The following is an 18,157-nucleotide window of genomic DNA, read 5'->3' as shown; positions in this document are numbered from 1 at the left end:
CTGCGCCGCAGCAATCAACTGACGGATCAACGACCCCAGATCATCACTCGAACCCTGCGACTGCGACCGCAGATTCGACAACACGGACGCACCCATGTCGAACTTCATCGGGCCTCCCCCGGCCAGTGGCCATTGATCGATGTAGGCGGAATACATCTCTATCAACCACAGTCCGGAGGAGGCAATCGACGTAGATCGACGATCACGAACCTGTGACACACGAGTCACCGATCCGCGATACGCCGCTCCCGAGGGCGGCGGGATCAGCCGGAGGCAGCCCCCAGCAGAGCCCGTCCGATCTGCGGATACACCCCCTTAGGGTGCGCCCGGAACAGCGGCTCCGTACCGAAGAGGAACACGCGTGAGCCCTCCGCCCCGGAAGCGCTCACCACCGAGGCCCGGCCGGCCGCGTCCGCCGGTCCGCCCGTGCCGTCCTCCAGTGGACGCCAGTGTCCGGAAAGGAGCGGGTTCCCGGAGGCGTACGACTGCTCGACGCGCACCCCGGGTCCGAGGTCCGTGAACCAGACGGGGGAGTAGACGAAGGTGTGGTCCGGAGCGCCGGCCGTGACCGAGCCGTCGCCGCCCGAATTGTCCACCCGCACCACGCCGTTGGCGTCCCCGTTGCCCGCGACCGCCTTCGCCGCCAGCAACCCCGTGTCCGAGCTGAGCGCCGCCCCCGTCTCACCGAGGCCGACCACACCGCCGCCGTCCGCGAGGAAGGCGTCGAGCGCGCCACGCGCCGACGCGTTCAAAGCGCCGTGGTCCAGGCCCGTCGACACCATCAGGACATCGACGGCCGACCAGTCGAACCCCGCGTTCAGCGTCGCCGTCGACACCGGCACCACGTCGAAGTGCATCTCGCGCAGCGCGAAGAGCTCGCCCGACGACACGGCCGCCGCCACCCGGGTGCGCTCGAACGCCTCCGAGCCCCGGGCCCGAGTCACCGCGAAGTCCACGTCGTACTCGCGGGCGAGCTTCCACGCCTCGCGCCGTGCGGAGGACGGGACGATCGCGCTGCCGTCCGCGGCCCTGCGTACCGAAATGCCCGAAGCGAGCAGTGAGTTGAGCGCCGCGATCTCCTGCGGGTCGTCGAGGCGGAGCCGCAGATCGCCGTACGGGGCCACATAGCCGGCGGAGGACGCCGAGCGCACCGGAGTGCTCCGGACATCAAGGCTGCCGTCCTTCACCTCGACGACCGAAGCGCCCCACAGCCGGCCGAGGCTCCAGCCCGAGATGTCGTACATCACCGACACCTTGTCGCTGATGTCCCGCCCGTCCGCGAGCAGCACGTTCGCCATGCCGCGCTTGGGCTGCTCCAGATCCACGAGGTACGAGCCGCGCGGATACGTCCGGGAGCCGACCCGGATGTCGCGGACGGCCCGCTCCACCCGTACGTCATTGGCGAGGAGATGGTCGACGAGCCGGGCCGCCGCCGTCGCCGAGCGCTGCGCAGGGCCCGAGGCGGGGATGACGTACGCGCGGGGGAAGTCCGTCGTGTAGACGTCCTCGGGCCCGATGCCCGGCACACCGGGGACGGTCTCGGGGGAGACCGGCACCTGCGCCTCGCCCGCGTCCGCGCGCCGGAAGGTCTCGATCTGGTCGGCGATCAGCGCATCGCCCCGCTCCTGGACGAAGTCGAGTGTCGCGCGCATCGCCGCGCCCGCGATATCGGTGTTGATGGCCGAGCGGCGGCGCAGCTCCGCCACCGGCAGCGTGTCGTACGCGCGGTTGTTGACCTGCATCGGGAACTCGATGGTGTGCGCGGCCGTCGCGCCATGGAACGGCATGTACTGCGGGGTGAAGATCGGCGGCCAGTCGTCCCAGCCCTCCTCCGCGTCACGGAAGGGGATCTGGGCGGGCAGCACGCCGTCCTCGGCCTCCGTGTAACCGAGGCCGTTGACCGCGGCCTCCATGCCGAGGGCGTTGGCGTAGGTGTTCTTGAGGAAGAGGTCGTATTCGTAGTTCTCGCCGTGCGGGGGAGTGGTCGGCTCGATCAGCGTGCCGTTGACGTAACCGTGCAGGTCGATCATCACGGCCGGCTGCTTGTCGATGGCGATCTGCCGCATGGCGCGGGTCTCGGGCTGCGAGGCCGTGACGAAGTCGCGGTTGAGGTCGAAGCCGTTGGCGTTCGCGCGGGTTCCGGCGATCCGGCCGTCCGGATTGGCCGTGATGTTGAAGTAGACACGGGAGTGGTCGAGCAGCTCCTCGGTGTCCGCGTCCTTGGCACCGGCCAGCTTCTCGATGAGCTTCAGGGCCGCGTCCGTGCCCTCCCACTCATTGCCGTGGATGTTGTTGTTGATGAAGACCGGGGTCTTGTAGCCGGCCTTGATCTGCTTGTCGCGGGCGGCGCTCGCGGGCGAGTTCTCGATGTGCTCCCGCATCCGCTCCTGCTCGCGCGCCTCCCGCGCGGACTCGGGCGAGGTCACCGTCACCAGATACAGCTGATGCCCGCCCGCGCTGCGGCCCGCGATCTCCACGCTCACGCGGTCGCCCAGCTTCTGCAGGGCGTTCAGCTTCGGCGCTATCCCGTGATACGGGGTGAGCCCCAGCTTGAGGGACTTGTCGGCCGGATTCACCGGCAGCGTGGGGAGTTGGCGCTCACGGGGATAGCCGGCCGTGTGCGAGAACTCGGGGACGAGGCCCTGAAGTGCCCGCTCGGCCGTGCTCGCGGGCGACTTGGCGGCCTTGGACTCCTGTGCCTCCGCGCTGCGGACCGGGGACGGTTCGGGCCGGGGATCGGCCTGCGCTCCGCCCGGCACCAGCAGCGTGCCGGTCAGAGCGGCGCCGACCAGCAGGACGGGAACGGGTCTGGGTATGCCCACGCGTACCTCCACGATCCACTTGTTGACAGGTACGCGGTGTCTACCGGCTCAACACCCCCACAACAAGAGGGCCTTGAGACGCCCGAGGCTCCAGCCGTACGCGGTGTCACAGCCGCCCCGTACCCTGTGCGGCATGCGTGATCTAGGAACCGGGTTCGGTTATCTCCTCAAGGGCCAGCGCTGGGCCGTGGGCCACGGCCGATGGTTCGGCTTCGGGCTGATCCCCGGCCTCATCACCGCCGTCGTGTACGTGGGTGCGCTGATCGGGCTCGCCTACGGGGCCGACGACCTGGTCGACTGGGCGACCCCGTTCGCCGACGACTGGTCCGGCGCCTGGCTCGGGCTCTTCCGCGGCTTCCTGGTGTTCCTGGTGTTCGCGCTCGGCCTGCTGCTCGCCGTGCTCACCTTCACCGCCGTGACGCTGCTGATCGGCCAGCCCTTCTACGAGTCGCTGTCCGAGCAGGTCGACAAGTCGGTCTCCCCGGACGGCACCGCGCCCGAATCCGGCCTGCCGCTCCTGCGCGAGCTGTGGATCTCCGCGCGCGACAGCTTCCGGATCGTCCTGCGGGCCACCGCCTGGGCCGTGCTGCTCTTCGCGCTCGGCTTCATCCCGATACTGGGACAGACCGCGGTCCCCGCGATCGGCTTCTGCGTCACCGGCTTCTTCCTCACCCAGGAGCTGACCTCGGTCGCCCTGCAGCGCCGACGCGTCGAGGTGCGGGAGCAACTGGCCATGATGCGCGGCCGCCGCCTGATGATCTGGGGCTTCGGAGTGCCGCTGGTGGTCTCCTTCCTGGTCCCGTTCGTCGCCATCTTCCTGATGCCGGGCGCGGTCGCGGGGGCGACGCTGATGGTGCGGGATCTGCTGGGCGAGGACGACGAGGAGAACGAGGACGCTTCCCCGGGCGACCCGGCCACGGTGCGGCTCACCGTCCAGGATCCGGACGGCCGTTGAGTACGGGCGGCGCGGAGCCGAGGATCCGTCCATGACAGAACTGATCGCCGTAGCGGTCATCACGGCCCTCGCCGTGATCAGCCCGGGCGCCGACTTCGCCATGATCGTGCGCAACAGCTATCTCCACGGCCGTACGACAGGACTGCTCGGGGCGACCGGAGTCGCCGCCGGTGTCCTGGTGCACGTCACGTACACGATGCTGGGCGTCGGCCTGCTCATCGCCTCGTCCACGGCGCTGTTCACGGCGATCAAGCTGATCGGCGCCGCATATCTGGTCTACGTCGGGATCAAGACCTTCCGCTCGCGTCCGGTCGAGCTCGACCTCGAACGGACCACCGCCCTCTCGCCGTTCGGGGCGCTGCGGGCCGGATTCCTGACGAATGTGCTCAACCCGAAGACCACCCTGTTCGTCGTCTCGACCTTCACGCAGGTCGTCCAGCCCGGCACACCGGTGGTGCAGCAGGTGGGATACGGGCTGTTCATGTCGTTCGCGCACCTGGTGTGGTTCGGCGCGGTCGCGCTGTTCTTCTCGCACTCGCGGCTGCGCGCCGTGATGCTGCGCGGGCAGCGTGCCCTGAACAAGGTGATCGGCTCGGTCCTGGCCGGCCTGGGCATCAGCCTCGCCTTCGCACCGTCAAGCTGAGCCGTTCCGCCCGGCCTCACGCAGCAGCCGTACGAAGGCGTTGGCGGCCGCCGGTGCCGAACGCCCGCGCAGGGTCGCCGCGTACACGGCCCGCGGCGGGATGTCGTCCTCGTGCACCGCGAGCAGCCTGATGTCCGGCCGCACACCGTCCGCCGCGAGCGCGGGGATCAGGGCGACGGCGAGCCCGGCGGCCACGTACCCCTGCTTGGCGATCCACTCGGCGGCGACATAGCCGACGCGGGGGCGGAAGTCCTCGCGTACGGCCGGATGCAGCAGGCTGCGTTCCGTGTGCGGGCTGCCGGACACCCAGTCGTCCCCGGCGAGTTCGGCGAGCCGCACCCGGCGCCGGCGGGCCAGACGGTGTCCGGCGGGGACGGCCACGTACATCGACTCGTCGAGCAGCTTGCGCAGGTCGTACGCGGCGAGATCGGCGCCTGCCGTGGTCGAGACGACGGCCAGATCGAGCTCGCCGTGGTCGAGCCGGGACAGGAGGTCCTCGGTCAGCCCCTCCGCACAGCTCAGCTCGACTCGCGGATGCCGCTCGCGGAACGCCGCCACCGCACGCGGCAGCAGCGCGGCACCGGCCGTGGGGAACGCGCCGACCCTGAGCCGCCCGCCCGACACCTGCGCCAGCGCGGTCAAGTCGGCGCGGGCGCCGTCGAGTTGCGCGAGCACCGCCTCGGCGCGCGGCAGCAGGACCCGGCCGCGCTCGGTGGGCGTCACGCCGCGTGGCAGCCGGTCGAACAGTGCACCGGCGCCGAGCGCGGACTCCAGGGCGTGGATCTGCCGTGACACGGCGGACTGGGTGTAGCCGAGACCGCGGGCGGCCTCGGTGAACGAGCCGAGCCGGGCCACTTCGAGGAAGACCCGCAGCCAGGCGGTGGACAAGGCGGGGGCGTCACCCGTGACGGGCCGGCTCATCACGTACCTCCAGTGGGTGTCGGTCGTGGCCCGGTGAGGCGGTGGCGGCGGGCGCTGTGCCATGCGAGTGTCGCATGGGAGCCATGCCAGACCCTCGCTTGTCGCATCGATGCACCGGTCCTAGCGTCGAGACATGGAAAAGATCGCCTTCCTCGGCCTCGGCCACATGGGCGCCCCCATGGCCGCCCATCTCCTCGCCGCAGGACACCCGTTGACCGTCTGGAACCGCACCGCCTCCCGCGCCGAACTCCTCGTCGCCAAGGGCGCCCGCCTCGCCGCCTCGCCCGCCGAGGCCGTACGCGACGCGGACGTGGTCCTCACGATGCTCGCCACCCCCGAGGCCGTACGGGACATCGCCCGGCAGATCGTCCCGGCGCTGCGCCCGGGCGCCCACTGGGTCGAGATGTCGACCGTCGGACCCGAGGTCGTACGGGAGTTGGCGGCCGGACTGCCACCGGAGGTCACCCTGGTCGACGCGCCCGTGATGGGCAGCACGGACAAGGCGGAGGCCGGGACGCTCGGCATCCTCGCGGGCGGTGACGCGGACGCCGTCGAGCAGCTGCTCTCCGCGCTCGGCACGGTCACGCGCACCGGCCCGCTGGGCACGGGCGCCGCCCTGAAGCTGGTCGTCAACACGGCCGTGCTCGGGGGAGTGGCCCTGGTCGGCGAGGCGATGCGGCTCGCCGACGCGCTCGGCATCCCGGAGGACACCGCGAAGGCCACCCTCGGCCGCAGCGCCCTGGGCGGCGCCGTACCGCGCGCCTTCGCCGAGGACGTCCACTTCGCGGTCGAACTCGCCGTCAAGGACGTTCGGCTCGCCACCGAGATCACCCGGCTCCCGGCGATGGAGGCGATCCGCGACCACTTCGAGGCCCACCCCGACCTCGCCCACGAGGACATCGCGGCCGCGGTGACCCGTATCCGTACCGAAAAGCCCTGAGGAGCCCGCTGTGCAGATAACCCTGGACAACCCGCCTTCCGCACCCGCCCCGCTCAGCCCGTACTACACGCAGGTCGCGCGCGTCGAACTCCCGGGCGGCGGCGCGCTGTTGCAGCTGTCGGGACAGGTGGCCGAGGGACCGGACCTCGCGGCCCAGAGCCGGGGCATCTTCGAAGCCCTCGTCGCCCTGCTCGCAGCGCACGGCGCGACACTCGCCGACCTCATCAACATCCGCACCTACCTGACGGACATCGACCGCCTGCACGAGTACGGCGCGGTACGGCGTGAGTACCTGACGGAGACCCCGCCGACCAGCACCACGGTCGAGGTCTCGAAGCTCTTCCTGCCGTGGGCGCTCATCGAGGTGGAGGCCGTGGCCGCGCTGCCCGGGGCCCAGGGCGCCGACCGCTAAGAGCCCTGCTCCCCGAGCAGCACCAGGAAGTTCCGGAAAGCCCCCGGCATGTCCACGTTCTCGGGGTCGAGCAGCCACTGGTACTGCAGGCCGTCGAGCACGGCCACGAGCAGCGGCGCCGCCTGTTCGGGCGTGAGCCCGGACGGCAGCCGCTCGCCGTACTCGGCGCGCAGGAGCCGGGCCATGTCCTCGCGTACGCCCGCATAGCGCCGCGTGAAGTAGCCACGCGCCGGATGGTCCTCCGTCACGCTCTCGCCCAGCAGGGCCGAGAAGGTCTGCACGATCGCGGGCCGCATCGCGTTGTACTCGACCAGCGACGCCAGGAGCTCCATCCGCCACTCGCGCGCCGACGGTGTGGCATCCCACTGGTCGCGCTCTTCCAGTACGGCGACGAGCAGCGCCTCCTTGGTGGGGAAGTGGTGCAGCAGCCCCTGCTGGGTCAGCCCCACCCGCTCGGCCACCGCGGCGAGCGACGCACCGCGGTAGCCGCGCTCGGCGATCACCTCGAGCGCGGCCCGCACGATCTCCGCGCGCCGCTGGTCGCTTCTCGTCTTCGCCGCCATGCCCACTCACCCTCGTCGGCGCCTCTTCGGATGCCACCGTACGGTGCCCGTCCACCCCAAAGATAACTGCCAGATAACGAAACCTACCGCTTCACAGGTGAGCGGTGCAGGATGGGGACCGGGTCAGGGGTGCGTCGATGAGGAGGTACGGCAGTGACTGAGCAGTCCAGGGATGCGTACGAGGCGGTCGTCGAGGCCGCGCTCGGGAAACTCGATCTCGATACGAAGGCCCGCCTCCTCGCCGGCCAGGACATGTGGACCCTGCCCGCGCTCCCCGAGATCGGGCTCGATTCCCTGGTCATGTCCGACGGCCCGATCGGTGTACGGGGCGTGCACTGGAGCGCCGACGACCCCTCCATAGCCCTGCCTTCACCGACCGCACTCGCCGCCACCTGGGACCCGGAACTCGCGCACCAGACAGGCCAGTTGCTCGCCCAGGAGGCCCGGCGCAAAGGCGTGCACGTGCTGCTCGCGCCGACCGTCAATCTGCAGCGCTCCCCGCGCGGCGGACGCCACTTCGAGGCGTACAGCGAAGACCCGTATCTGACCGGCGAGATCGGCAGCGGCTATGTGCGGGGTGTGCAGTCGGGCGGCGTCGGCACCACCGTCAAGCACTTCGTCGCCAACGACGCCGAGACCGACCGCTTCACCGTGGACAACCGCGTCCCCGAACGGGCCCTGCGCGAGCTCTACCTGGCGCCCTTCGAAGCGATCGTGAAGCAGGCGAAGCCCTGGGGCATCATGACCGCCTACAACGCGGTCAACGGCCTCACCATGACCGAGAACGCCGCCCTGGTGAACGGCATCCTGCGCGACGAGTGGGGCTTCGACGGCTTCAACGTCTCCGACTGGATGGCCGCCCGCGACACCGTGGGCGCCATCGAGGGCGGCCTGGATATCGCGATGCCGGGCCCGATGACCGTGTACGGTCCCGCTCTCGCCGAAGCCGTACGTGACGGCCATGTCGATGAGTCGACCGTGGACGAGGCGGTCCGCAGGGTGCTGCGGCTCGCCGCCCGCGTCGGCGCGCTCGACGGCGCCGAACCCGCCGTCACCGCACCGCCCGCGCCGGTCGACGGCGAGGCCCTCGCCCGCGAGATCGCCCACCGGTCCTTCGTCCTCGTCCGCAACGAGCAGGGGATTCTTCCCCTGGCCGGCACCAGGAAGGTCGCACTGATCGGCGCCGCCGCGCGCGACGCCCGTGTGCTCGGCGGCGGTTCCGCCACCGTCTTCCCGCGCCGGGTCGTCTCGCCGCTGGACGGGCTCACCGCCGCGCTCGGCGAGGGCTCGGTCGCGTACGCGAGGGGCGCGGAGCCGAGTGAGGAACTGGGCGTCGCGAAGGCCGGGTTCGAGCTGCGCGCCGTGTGCCGCGACGCCGAGGGCCGCGTCCTCGGCGAGGCGCCGCTGGCCGACGGGGCGATCCAGTGGTTCGGCGGCGGGTTCCCCGACGGGGTCACCTACGCGGAGCTCAGCCGGGTCGAGATCAAGGGCACGTTCACCCCCCGCGTCGACGGCGCCCACCGCTTCGGTACCCGCGGTCTCGGCACCCTGCGGCTCACCGTCGACGGACGCGAACTCTTCGACGGCGAACAGCGGATGCCGGTCGACGGCGACCCCTTCGAGGCCTTCCTCGGCGCGCCCACCGAGCGCGGCACCGTCGAGCTGAAGGCCGGCGCGCCCATCGAGGTCTCCCTGGACGTCACCCCGCCGAAGATCGAGGGCATGCCCATCGAGGCGGTCGCCCTCAGCCTGTCGCACGCCGAACCCCGGCGCGACGCCGACGAGATGATCGCCGAGGCGGTGCGTATCGCGCGGGAGGCCGAGGTGGCCGTCGTCCTGGTCGCCACCACCGACCGCGTGGAGTCCGAGGGCTTCGACCGCCGCGACCTGCACCTGCCCGGCCGCCAGGACGATCTCGTACGGGCCGTCGCCGCCGCCAACCCGCGCACGGTCGTGGTCGTCAACTCCGGCTCCCCGGTGGAACTCCCGTGGCGCGAGGACGTCGCCGCCGTGCTGCTCAGCTGGTTCCCGGGCCAGGAGGGCGGCGCCGCGCTCGCCGATGTGCTGACCGGCGCCCAGGAGCCCGGCGGCCGGCTGCCCACGACCTGGGGCGCGCTCGCCGACGCGCCGGTCACCGAGGTCACTCCGGACGCCGAGGGCCGACTCACGTACAGCGAAGGGGTGTTCATCGGCTACCGCGCCTGGGACAAGGCCGGCGCCACCCCCTCGTACCCCTTCGGACACGGCCTCGGCTACACCGACTGGACGTACGAGAGCCTCCAGGTGACAGGTGAGGAGGCCACTGTCCGCATCCGCAACACCGGCGCCAGGGTCGGCCGCGAGACCGTCCAGCTCTACCTCGCCCCGCCCGCGGACGGCTCCGTCGAGCGACCCGCACGCGCACTCGCCGCCTTCGGATGCGTCACCGCGGACGCGGGCGAGAGCGTCGAGGTGCGGATCCCGCTGCCGCGGCGGGCGTTCGAGATCTGGGACGAGAGCGCCGCGGCGTGGGCGTACCAGAAGGGCACGTACACCTTGGAAGCCGGCCGTTCGCTCGCGGACCGCAGGCTGAGCGCGACGATCGAGGCATGACGCGCGAGGCATGACGCGCGAGGGGCCTCACGCGCTTGTGGGGCCCCTTAAGCGGGCGACTTCTCCGCGGTGACGGCCGTGAACGCCAGCTCCGCCAGGCGCGCCTGCCCGTTCCTGCTCGGGTGGAACCAGTCCCACCTGCTCAGTTGCCCCTGTCCGAAGCGGTAGTCGAAGACCGACCCGCCGTCGTAGCGGCAGTACTTGTCCTTCGCGCACACGTCCTGGAGGACCTCGTTGTACGCCTCCACGCGCGCGTGCACGTTCCCGCGCCGCTCGACGGCCAGGCTGTCCATGGCGTCCGGGTCGGCGAGCATCGACTGGCAGATGCCGAGCTTCCAGATCTGCTTGGCCATCGCGTTGCCCTTGCCCGAGGACCACAGCCGCGACAGATCCGGGACGCTCGCCACGAACACCTGGGTCTTGGGCAGTTCGCGGCGCAGGGCGCGCATCCCGTCCTCGAAGTCCGCGCGGAAGGAGGCGACGGAGGTCATCGCCGCGGTCGTCCCGCGGCAGGCGTCGTTGGCGCCCATCAGAACCGTCACCAACTCGGGTGACTTCTCGGCCGCCTGCTCCATCTGCTCCGGCAGCGCGCTCATGCGTGCCCCCGTACGGGCGAAGTTCCAACTCTGTGCCGCCGCCGCGTCCTTGCCGAGCAGCCGTACGGCGAGGCTGTTCACCGCCGGGTCGGTGCCCGTCGCCCAGGACGACTCGGGACAGTCGGAGAGCACCTGGCAGGCGTCGAAACCGCGGGTGATCGAATCGCCCACCGCCGCCATCGAGCGCGGGGTGGTGTCCCAGGTGGGAGTGGGTGTGGGGGAGGGCTTGGGGCGGTCGGCGGCCGCGGCGCCCTGTGGGGCCGGGGAGTTGCCGCCTTGCGCGTCACAGCCGAGGAGTGCGGTCGCGAGTACGGCGGCGGTCGCCGCCGAGGCCGCGGTACGGCCACGGAACCAGTTCCGGATCACGGTCGTCCCTTCTCTCGCCGTCCTGTGCACCCGCGCCCTGCCGGGTGAATGCCCGCCATTCCCGGGACCTGGACCCGACGGTACGTCACACTCGGGCCCGCACCGCACGGTAGTTTTGCTGCGGTCGACCCGGAGTCGGAGCGCCGTCCCGGTTCCGGTAAATTACATCACGTCAGAAATGTCCCCTTTCGGGGAGTTTCCTCGATTCCGTGGATGTCCTGGATTTCCTCGGGAATCTTGGCGAAACTCCCGGCAACTGCCCGGCCAGGTGCGAGGCCCCAACCCTCGCCCCACCCTGGAGGTCCCGGTGACGACACGTGGAGTCCTGTACGTGCACTCCGCTCCGCGCGCGCTGTGCCCGCACGTCGAGTGGGCGGTCGCGGGTGTGCTCGGCGGCAGGGTCACGCTCGACTGGATCAGGCAGCCCGCGGCGCCGGGCACTTGGCGTGCGGAGTTCTCCTGGCAGGGCGAGGCCGGCACGGGCTCCAAGCTCGCCTCCGCACTGCGCGGCTGGCAGCAACTCCGCTTCGAGGTCACGGCCGAGCCGTGCGCCACGGCGGAGGGCGAGCGCTACAGCTCCACCCCCGAGCTCGGCATCTTCCACGCGGTCACCGGCATCCACGGCGACATCCTGATCCCGGAGGACCGCCTCCGCGCGGCTCTCGCCCGATCGGGAGGAGGCGAAAGCGACTTGGCGGCCGAACTCTCCAAGCTCCTGGGCAAGCCTTGGGACGACGAGCTGGAACCCTTCCGGTACGCGGGCGAGGGCGCCCCGGTCAGATGGCTCCACCAGGTCGTCTGAGCCCACCCGCACCCCGACCCCGTACATACGACGAAGGCCCACCCGAGCGAACAGGGTGGGCCTTACTCGTAACGAACTGTCAGACAGTGCGGAACGCGAGCACCACGTTGTGCCCACCGAACCCGAACGAGTTGTTGATCGCGGCAATCGTGCCCTCGGGCAGCACCCGGGCCTCACCCCGCACGATGTCAGCACCGTCCGAGGCGATTTCCTCGTCGAGCTCCTCGACATTGATCGTCGGCGGAGCAAGACGGTGGTGCAGCGCGAGCACGGTCGCGACGGTCTCGATACCACCGGCGCCACCGAGAAGGTGACCGGTCATCGACTTCGTACCGGAGATGGCCACGTGATCGAGATCCGCGCCGAGCACCTTGCGCAGCGCCTTGATCTCCGCGATGTCACCCTGCGGGGTCGAGGTCGCGTGCGCGTTCAGGTGCACGAGCTCGGCCGGCTTGAGGTCCGTCGAGTCGAGCAGGTTCTGCACGGCCGCGGCAACGCCGCGCCCCGTCGGCTCGGGCTGCGCGATGTGGTGGCTGTCGGCGGACAGTCCCTGGCCGAGCACCTCGCAGTAGACACGGGCGCCACGGGCCTTCGCGTGCTCCTCGGACTCGAGGATCACGACACCCGCGCCCTCGCCGAGCACGAAGCCGTCACGGCCCTTGTCGTACGGGCGGGAGGCCTTGGTGGGCTCGTCGTTGTTCTTGGACATCGCCATCATGTTGGCGAACGCCGCGATGGGCAGCGGGTGGATGGCCGCCTCGGTACCGCCGGCGACGACCACGTCGGCACGGCCGGTACGGATCATCTCGACGGCGTAGCCGATCGCCTCGGCGCCCGACGCACAGGCCGAGACCGGGGTGTGCACGCCCGCCTGGGCGTTCACCTCCAGACCGACGTTGGCGGAGGGGCCGTTGGGCATGAGCATGGGAACGGTGTGCGGGGAGACCCGGCGTACACCCTTCTCCTTGAGCACGTCGTACTGGTCGAGCAGCGTGGTCACACCGCCGATACCGGACGCGATGACCGCGCCCAGACGCTCGGGGGCGACACCCGTCTCCTCGCCCGCCTTGCCCTCGTAACCGGCGTCCGCCCAGGCCTCCTTGGCCGCGATCAGCGCGAACTGCGCCGAGCGGTCCAGCTTGCGGGCGAGCGGGCGGGGCAGCACCTCGCCCGGGTCGACCGCGGCGGGGGCGGCGATACGGACCGGCAGTTCGGCGAAGCGCTCGCCCTCGAGGGGCTTGACGCCCGAGCGGCCCGCGACGAGACCTTCCCAGGTCGATGCTGCGTCGCCACCCAGCGGTGTGGTTGCGCCGATACCGGTGACGACCACGGTGCGATTGGTCGGGCTCACAGGAATTCTTTCTCCACGTGTAGAGGTGAATAAGCGGCACTACCGCTAGGTGGCGGCAGACAGCCGGCCCTGACGGGCGGCCCTTGCGGGCCGACCCGGGCCAGGAAGGACCTGAGGTCAGTCCTGGTGCTTCAGGATGTAAGACGCGGCGTCGCCGACGGTCTTCAGGTTCTTGACGTCGTCGTCCGGGATCTTGACGTCGAAGCGCTCTTCGGCGGCGACGACGACCTCGACCATGGACAGCGAGTCGACGTCCAAGTCATCGGTGAAGGACTTGTCCAGCTGGACGTCCTCGACCGGGATACCGGCGATCTCGTTCACGATCTCGGCGAGACCGGCGACGATCTCTTCCTGAGTGGCGGCCATGTTGGCGCTCCTTCTTGTGTATCAGTGAGGTGGCAGGGTCCCGTACGGAATGGTCCGTGCAGGGTGCCTAGGGGAGGGTAACGACGGAGGCTGCGTAGACGAGACCCGCCCCGAAGCCGATGACGAGCGCGGTGTCGCCGCTCTTGGCTTCCCCGGTCGCCAGAAGCCGCTCCATAGCGAGCGGGATCGAGGCGGCCGAGGTGTTGCCGGTGGTCTCGATGTCACGGGCGACCGTGACATGCTCCGGCAGCTTCAAAGTCTTCACCATCGAGTCGATGATCCGCATGTTGGCCTGGTGCGGGATGAAGACATCCAGGTCGTCCGCGCTGATTCCGGCCGCGTCCAGCGCCTGCTGGGCGACCTTCGCCATCTCGAACACGGCCCAGCGGAACACCGCCTGGCCCTCCTGCGTGATCGCAGGGAACTTGTGGACCGCACTGTCGTACTCGGTCCAGGCGACGGTCTGCTTGATCGTCTCGGACTTGTCGCCCTCCGAGCCCCAGACCGTCGGGCCGATGTGCGGCTCGTCCGAGGGGCCGACGACGACCGCGCCCGCGCCGTCACCGAACAGGAAGGCCGTCGCGCGGTCCTCCAGGTCGGTCAGGTCGCTCAGGCGCTCGACGCCGATGACGAGGACGTACTCCGAACTGCCTTCCACGACCATGCCCTTGGCGAGCGTCAGGGCGTAGCCGAAGCCCGCGCAGCCGGCCGAGATGTCGAAGGCGGCGGCCTTCCGCGTGCCCAGCTTGTCGGCGATCTCGGTCGCGACGGCCGGGGTCTGCTTGAAGTGCGAGACGGTCGAGACGATCACGGCGCCGATCTTGTCGGCGGTGAGCCCGGCGTCGGCGATCGCCTTGCCGGAGGCCTCGATGGACATCGCGGCGACGGTCTCCTGGTCGCTCGCCCAGTGCCGGGTCGCGATGCCGGAGCGGGAGCGGATCCACTCGTCGGACGAGTCGATCGTCTCGAGGATCACCTCGTTGGGCACGACCCGCGTGGGCCGGTAGCCGCCGACGCCCATGATCTTGGCGTACGGGGCGCCCTTGCTCGGCTTGATCTTCGACATTGCTCTGGGGCTCCTTAGTCAGGCCGCAGCGTGCTCGGCGATGAGCTCGCGAGCAGCGTCGAGGTCGTCGGGGGTCTTCAGGGCCAGCGTCTTGACGCCGGGCAGCGCGCGCTTGGCGATACCGGTGAGGGTGCCGCCCGGGCACACCTCGATGAGCGCCGTCGCGCCGAGCTCCTGGAAGGTCTCCATGCACAGGTCCCAGCGGACCGGGTTGGCGACCTGGCCGACCAGACGCGCGATGACCTCGGCGCCGGAGGCGACGGCCTTGCCGTCCTTGTTGGAGACGTAGGCGACCGTCGGGTCGGCCGGGGACAGCTCCTCGGCGGCCTTGCGCAGCGTCTCGACCGCGGGCGCCATGTGGTGCGTGTGGAACGCGCCGGCGACCTGCAGCGGAATGACCCGGCGGGTGCCCTCGGGCTTGTCGGCCGCCAGGGCGGCGATCTGCTCCAGGGTGCCGGCGGCGACGATCTGGCCCGCGCCGTTGACGTTGGCCGGGGTCAGGCCGAGCTTCTCCAGGTGCGGGACCACGATCTCCGGGTCGCCGCCGAGCAGCGCCGCCATGCCGGTCTCCGTGATCGCGGCGGCGTCGGCCATGGCCAGACCCCGCTTGCGTACGAGCTGCAGCGCGGCGGTCTCGTCGAGGACGCCCGCGAAAGCGGCGGCGGTGAACTCACCGACGCTGTGACCCGCGACGGCCGACGGCTCGACGTCACCCAGGGCCGCGGCGGAAAGGAGTCCGGCCGCGACGAGCAGCGGCTGCGCGACGGCCGTGTCGCGGATCGCGTCCGCGTCGGCCTGCGTGCCGTAGTGGGCGAGGTCGAGTCCGATGGCGTCCGACCAAGCGGCGAGCTTGTCGGCGGCGCCGGGGAGGTCGAGCCAGGGAGTCAGGAAGCCGGGCGTCTGAGCGCCTTGGCCGGGAGCGACGAGTACGAGCACTCTCACACTCTCTCTTGTGGACGGTGGGCGCCGCCCGTGGGGACAGGGACGAAGAACGGTCAGGGGAATTGTCGACCCCCGACAAAAGTCTAGGACTGAGGATCTCCGTCGGCCAGACGCCCCAGGATGAGGGCGATACGCAGCGTGAACGCGGACCGGACATCCGAGGGCGACCAGCCGGTGACGTCTGTCACACGTCGCAGCCGGTAGCGGACGGTGTTGGGGTGCACGAAGAGCATCCGGGCCGCGCCTTCGAGGCTGCTCGCCTGTTCCAGATAGACGCTCAAGGTCTCCAGAAGCGCGGAGCCGGCCTCCTCCAGCGGTCTGTAGATCTCCTCCACCAACTGCTCCCGCGCCGCAGGGTCCGAGGCGATCGCGCGCTCCGGCAGGAGATCGTCCGCGAGCGCGGGCCGCGGGGCGTCCTGCCAGGCCGAGCACGCCTTGAGTCCGGCGGCCGCGGCCTGCGCGGACCTGGTGGCCGCGAGCAGGTCGGGGACGACGGGTCCGGCGACGACGGGCCCGGCCGCGTACGGGCCGATCAGCGCCTTCGCGACCGCGAGGGGATTGTCGCTGCCACCTGCGATGACGACCAGGCGATCACCGAGCACACCCGTCAGGACCTGGAGTTTCGCGTGGCGGGCGGCCCGGCGGATGGCCTCGACGGTCAGCTCGCTGTCGCCGTCGGGGGCGGTGCCCAGGACGACGCAGACATGCTCCGGGGAGTTCCAGCCGAGCGCCGCGGCCCGGCTGACGGCGCCCTCGTCGGCCTCACCGCTCAGCACGGCATTGACGACGAGCGACTCGAGCCGCGCGTCCCAGGCGCCCCGGGCCTCGGCGGCCTGGGCGTAGACCTGGGCCGTGGCGAAGGCGATCTCCCGCGCGTAGACGAGCAGCGCCTCCCGCAGGATCGACTCGTCGCCCGGCGCCGCGACCTCGTCGATCGCGGTCTCCATGACCTCGATCGTCGTCCGGACCATCTCCACGGTCTGACGCAGCGTGATCGCCCGGGTCAGCTCCCGTGGCGCGGTGCCGAAGACGTCGGTCGAGATGGCCTGGGGGGCGTCGGGGTGCCGGAACCACTCGGTGAACGCGGCGATACCGGCCTGCGCGACCAGACCGATCCACGAACGGTTCTCCGGCGGCATCGCCCGGTACCAGGGCAGCGTCTCGTCCATGCGCGCGATGGCCTGCGCGGCCAGGCTGCCGGACGACTTCTCCAGGCGCTTGAGCGTGGCGATGTGCGGATGGGCCGGGCGCGCTCCGGCGCCGGCCGGGGGCGTTCCGGAGTCGGGGTTTGGGTTCGCTGCGGGTTCGGGCACGGGACAAGACTGCCTTATCGGGGCGGCTCGGCTAAGTGGCGGGTCCAGGACCGACCGGTCTCCGTGCGCCTTTGTGGCGGCTACGGTGGGTCCGTGATGGACGTACGGCGCTCCGGCGATCGGTACCGCGGCGGGGAGCCGGCGAGTGGTATCGAGTCGCTGCACGCGTTCTCCTTCGGGCCCCACTACGACCCGGACAATCTCCGCTTCGGACCGGTCATCGCCTGCAACGAGGAACACCTCGCGCCCGGCGCCGGCTTCGACGAGCACACCCACAGCCATACGGAGCTGGTCACCTGGGTCGTCGAGGGCACGCTGACCCACCGCGACTCGGAGGGCAACGAGACCGTCGTGCAGCCCGGCGATCTGCAGCGGCTCAGCGCGGGCGGGGGCGTACGCCATGTCGAGCGCAACGACGGCGGCTCGTGCCTGGTCTTCGTGCAGATGTGGCTGGCACCCACGGCGGCCGGCGGCGACCCCTCGTACGAGATCGTCCGCGGCATCGCCGACTCCACGCCCTACGCGGTCCCCGCGGCCGGCGCCCTGCTCCACGTCCGCCGCCTGCGCCCCGCGGAACGCGCCGCGGTGCCGGACGCGGCGTTCGCGTACGTCCATGTCGTACGGGGCGAAGTCCGCCTCGGCGGTACGGAGTTGAGGGCCGGGGATGCCGTACGGATCACGGACGGGCGGTCCCTGGAGCTGGAGGCGCTGCGGGGGCGGGCCGAGGTGCTGGTGTGGGAGTTCGCGGGCTAGGGACTGTCTATGACAGGCCCTAGGAGCCCTGCGTTCCGTTCCCGGGTTCGCGCCACATCCGCCACATCGGCGGGCTCGACCGGTAGGTGATCTCCTCGCGTACGGCGAAGCCGTGCCGCTTGTAGAAGCTGAGATTCCGCTCGTTGCTCGACTCGAGGTACGCGGGGAGCCCCGAGGCATCCGCCTGGTCGAGCAGCGCTCCCAGGACCATGGATCCGCGCCCGGTTCCGCGCGCGGACGAATGCGTCCCGATGAACTCGAGGTACCAGTGCTCCGGCTCGACCGGATGCTTGCGCTCCATGTGCTGCAACATCCCGAGCAGCAGCGGCAGTCGGGAACGCCCCGTCCGCACGAGCACCGGCAGATTCCGTACGAGATCGCCCGCCCCGACCTTCCACTCGCCGGGCGGGCACCACACGGCGGCGACGGTCCGGTCGATATCGGTCCACAGGCGCTCGCGGTCGGCCTGCATGGCCAGCAGATCCCTGAAGAACCTCCGCAGCCTCGGCACCCGATCCCGTGGCACGAGCCACTCCCAGACCGGATCGTCCTCGTAGGCATCGGCGAGCACATCGGCCAGCGCGTGAACATCGGCCCGGGTGGCACGGACTATGTCAGCCATACCGGCCAACTTAGCCCGCCGACGGTTCGACGCACATCCATCGCGGGACGGATGCGACCACTTCTGGGTCGGGGGCGGTCCGGCAAACCCAGCCCCTGCGGCGATTGAGCAGCCGGGGTCCGGGGGCGGAGC

At 70.8% G+C, this 18,157-nt stretch carries 17 protein-coding genes; 7 read left to right on the top strand and 10 right to left on the bottom strand.

Annotated elements, in window-relative coordinates:
* Window positions 1–263: 263 nt before the first annotated feature.
* On the bottom strand, window positions 264–2,822 hold the full coding sequence (locus G6045_RS29405; RefSeq protein WP_165335174.1) for a M14 family zinc carboxypeptidase: 2,559 nt from the start codon (window positions 2,820–2,822) through the stop codon (window positions 264–266).
* A 133-nt stretch (window positions 2,823–2,955) separates the two neighbouring features.
* Here G6045_RS29405 and G6045_RS29400 point away from each other — a divergent pair, with 133 nt between their 5' ends.
* Together G6045_RS29400 and G6045_RS29395 are read left to right on the top strand one after the other, a co-directional pair.
* Complete coding sequence (locus G6045_RS29400; protein ID WP_165335173.1) at window positions 2,956–3,777, top strand: EI24 domain-containing protein; 822 nt, start codon at window positions 2,956–2,958, stop codon at window positions 3,775–3,777.
* Between the two features lie 31 nt (window positions 3,778–3,808).
* Window positions 3,809–4,420, top strand: coding sequence for a LysE family translocator (locus tag G6045_RS29395; RefSeq protein ID WP_165335172.1), 612 nt, complete (start codon window positions 3,809–3,811; stop codon window positions 4,418–4,420).
* On the opposite strand, the gene G6045_RS29390 is transcribed toward G6045_RS29395, so the two are convergent.
* The gene (locus G6045_RS29390) at window positions 4,412–5,341 is read right to left on the bottom strand and encodes a LysR family transcriptional regulator (RefSeq protein ID WP_165335171.1); all 930 of its coding nucleotides are present in this window, start codon (window positions 5,339–5,341) and stop codon (window positions 4,412–4,414) included. The two genes, G6045_RS29395 and G6045_RS29390, sit on opposite strands and share 9 nt — an antisense overlap.
* A 133-nt stretch (window positions 5,342–5,474) precedes the next feature.
* Between G6045_RS29390 and G6045_RS29385 the strand changes: the two genes are divergently transcribed.
* Window positions 5,475–6,281 (top strand): NAD(P)-dependent oxidoreductase, encoded by an 807-nt coding sequence (locus tag G6045_RS29385; RefSeq protein ID WP_165335170.1) that lies wholly within the window; start codon window positions 5,475–5,477, stop codon window positions 6,279–6,281.
* Between the two features lie 10 nt (window positions 6,282–6,291).
* Entirely contained in the window at window positions 6,292–6,693 is a 402-nt protein-coding gene (locus G6045_RS29380) for a RidA family protein (protein ID WP_165335169.1), read from the top strand.
* Here G6045_RS29380 and G6045_RS29375 read toward each other — a convergent pair.
* Window positions 6,690–7,256, bottom strand: a complete 567-nt coding sequence (locus G6045_RS29375; RefSeq protein ID WP_165335168.1) for a TetR/AcrR family transcriptional regulator — start codon at window positions 7,254–7,256, stop codon at window positions 6,690–6,692. The genes G6045_RS29380 and G6045_RS29375 overlap by 4 nt on opposite strands.
* 153 nt (window positions 7,257–7,409) lie before the next feature.
* Between G6045_RS29375 and G6045_RS29370 the strand changes: the two genes are divergently transcribed.
* Window positions 7,410–9,848, top strand: a complete 2,439-nt coding sequence (locus G6045_RS29370) for a beta-glucosidase H (protein WP_328707941.1) — start codon at window positions 7,410–7,412, stop codon at window positions 9,846–9,848.
* Between the two features lie 47 nt (window positions 9,849–9,895).
* On the opposite strand, the gene G6045_RS29365 is transcribed toward G6045_RS29370, so the two are convergent.
* On the bottom strand, window positions 9,896–10,810 hold the full coding sequence (locus tag G6045_RS29365; protein ID WP_408056377.1) for an SGNH/GDSL hydrolase family protein: 915 nt from the start codon (window positions 10,808–10,810) through the stop codon (window positions 9,896–9,898).
* A gap of 307 nt (window positions 10,811–11,117) precedes the next feature.
* Here G6045_RS29365 and G6045_RS29360 point away from each other — a divergent pair, with 307 nt between their 5' ends.
* On the top strand, window positions 11,118–11,612 hold the full coding sequence (locus G6045_RS29360; protein WP_165335167.1) for a DUF3145 domain-containing protein: 495 nt from the start codon (window positions 11,118–11,120) through the stop codon (window positions 11,610–11,612).
* 79 nt (window positions 11,613–11,691) lie between these two features.
* Here G6045_RS29360 and G6045_RS29355 read toward each other — a convergent pair whose 3' ends face one another.
* From G6045_RS29355 to fasR, 5 genes are all read right to left on the bottom strand, one after another.
* Window positions 11,692–12,963 carry a beta-ketoacyl-[acyl-carrier-protein] synthase family protein gene (locus G6045_RS29355; RefSeq protein WP_165335166.1) on the bottom strand — a complete coding sequence of 424 codons (1,272 nt, stop codon included), beginning with the start codon at window positions 12,961–12,963 and terminating at the stop codon, window positions 11,692–11,694.
* A gap of 117 nt (window positions 12,964–13,080) precedes the next feature.
* A complete protein-coding gene (locus G6045_RS29350) occupies window positions 13,081–13,329 on the bottom strand; it encodes an acyl carrier protein (RefSeq protein ID WP_165335165.1) in 249 nt (82 codons plus the stop codon).
* Between the two features lie 67 nt (window positions 13,330–13,396).
* Window positions 13,397–14,395 (bottom strand): ketoacyl-ACP synthase III, encoded by a 999-nt coding sequence (locus G6045_RS29345; RefSeq protein WP_165335164.1) that lies wholly within the window; start codon window positions 14,393–14,395, stop codon window positions 13,397–13,399.
* A gap of 18 nt (window positions 14,396–14,413) precedes the next feature.
* Complete coding sequence (locus tag G6045_RS29340; protein ID WP_165335163.1) at window positions 14,414–15,331, bottom strand: ACP S-malonyltransferase; 918 nt, start codon at window positions 15,329–15,331, stop codon at window positions 14,414–14,416.
* Window positions 15,332–15,420: 89 nt separating this feature from the next.
* A complete protein-coding gene (gene fasR, locus G6045_RS29335) occupies window positions 15,421–16,650 on the bottom strand; it encodes a fatty acid biosynthesis transcriptional regulator FasR (RefSeq protein WP_165335162.1) in 1,230 nt (409 codons plus the stop codon).
* Window positions 16,651–16,746: 96 nt separating this feature from the next.
* On the opposite strand from fasR, the gene G6045_RS29330 reads away from it, so the two are divergent.
* Window positions 16,747–17,403 (top strand): pirin family protein, encoded by a 657-nt coding sequence (locus tag G6045_RS29330; RefSeq protein ID WP_165335175.1) that lies wholly within the window; start codon window positions 16,747–16,749, stop codon window positions 17,401–17,403.
* Window positions 17,404–17,422: 19 nt separating this feature from the next.
* On the opposite strand, the gene G6045_RS29325 is transcribed toward G6045_RS29330, so the two are convergent.
* Window positions 17,423–18,025 carry a GNAT family N-acetyltransferase gene (locus tag G6045_RS29325; RefSeq protein WP_165335161.1) on the bottom strand — a complete coding sequence of 201 codons (603 nt, stop codon included), beginning with the start codon at window positions 18,023–18,025 and terminating at the stop codon, window positions 17,423–17,425.
* Window positions 18,026–18,157: the final 132 nt, after the last annotated feature.

The sequence above is a fragment of the Streptomyces mesophilus genome, assembly GCF_011044995.1.
GTDB lineage: Bacteria > Actinomycetota > Actinomycetes > Streptomycetales > Streptomycetaceae > Streptomyces > Streptomyces mesophilus.
The sequence above is the reverse complement of the archived record's forward strand: the minus strand, read 5'-3'. Positions and strand labels throughout refer to the sequence as shown.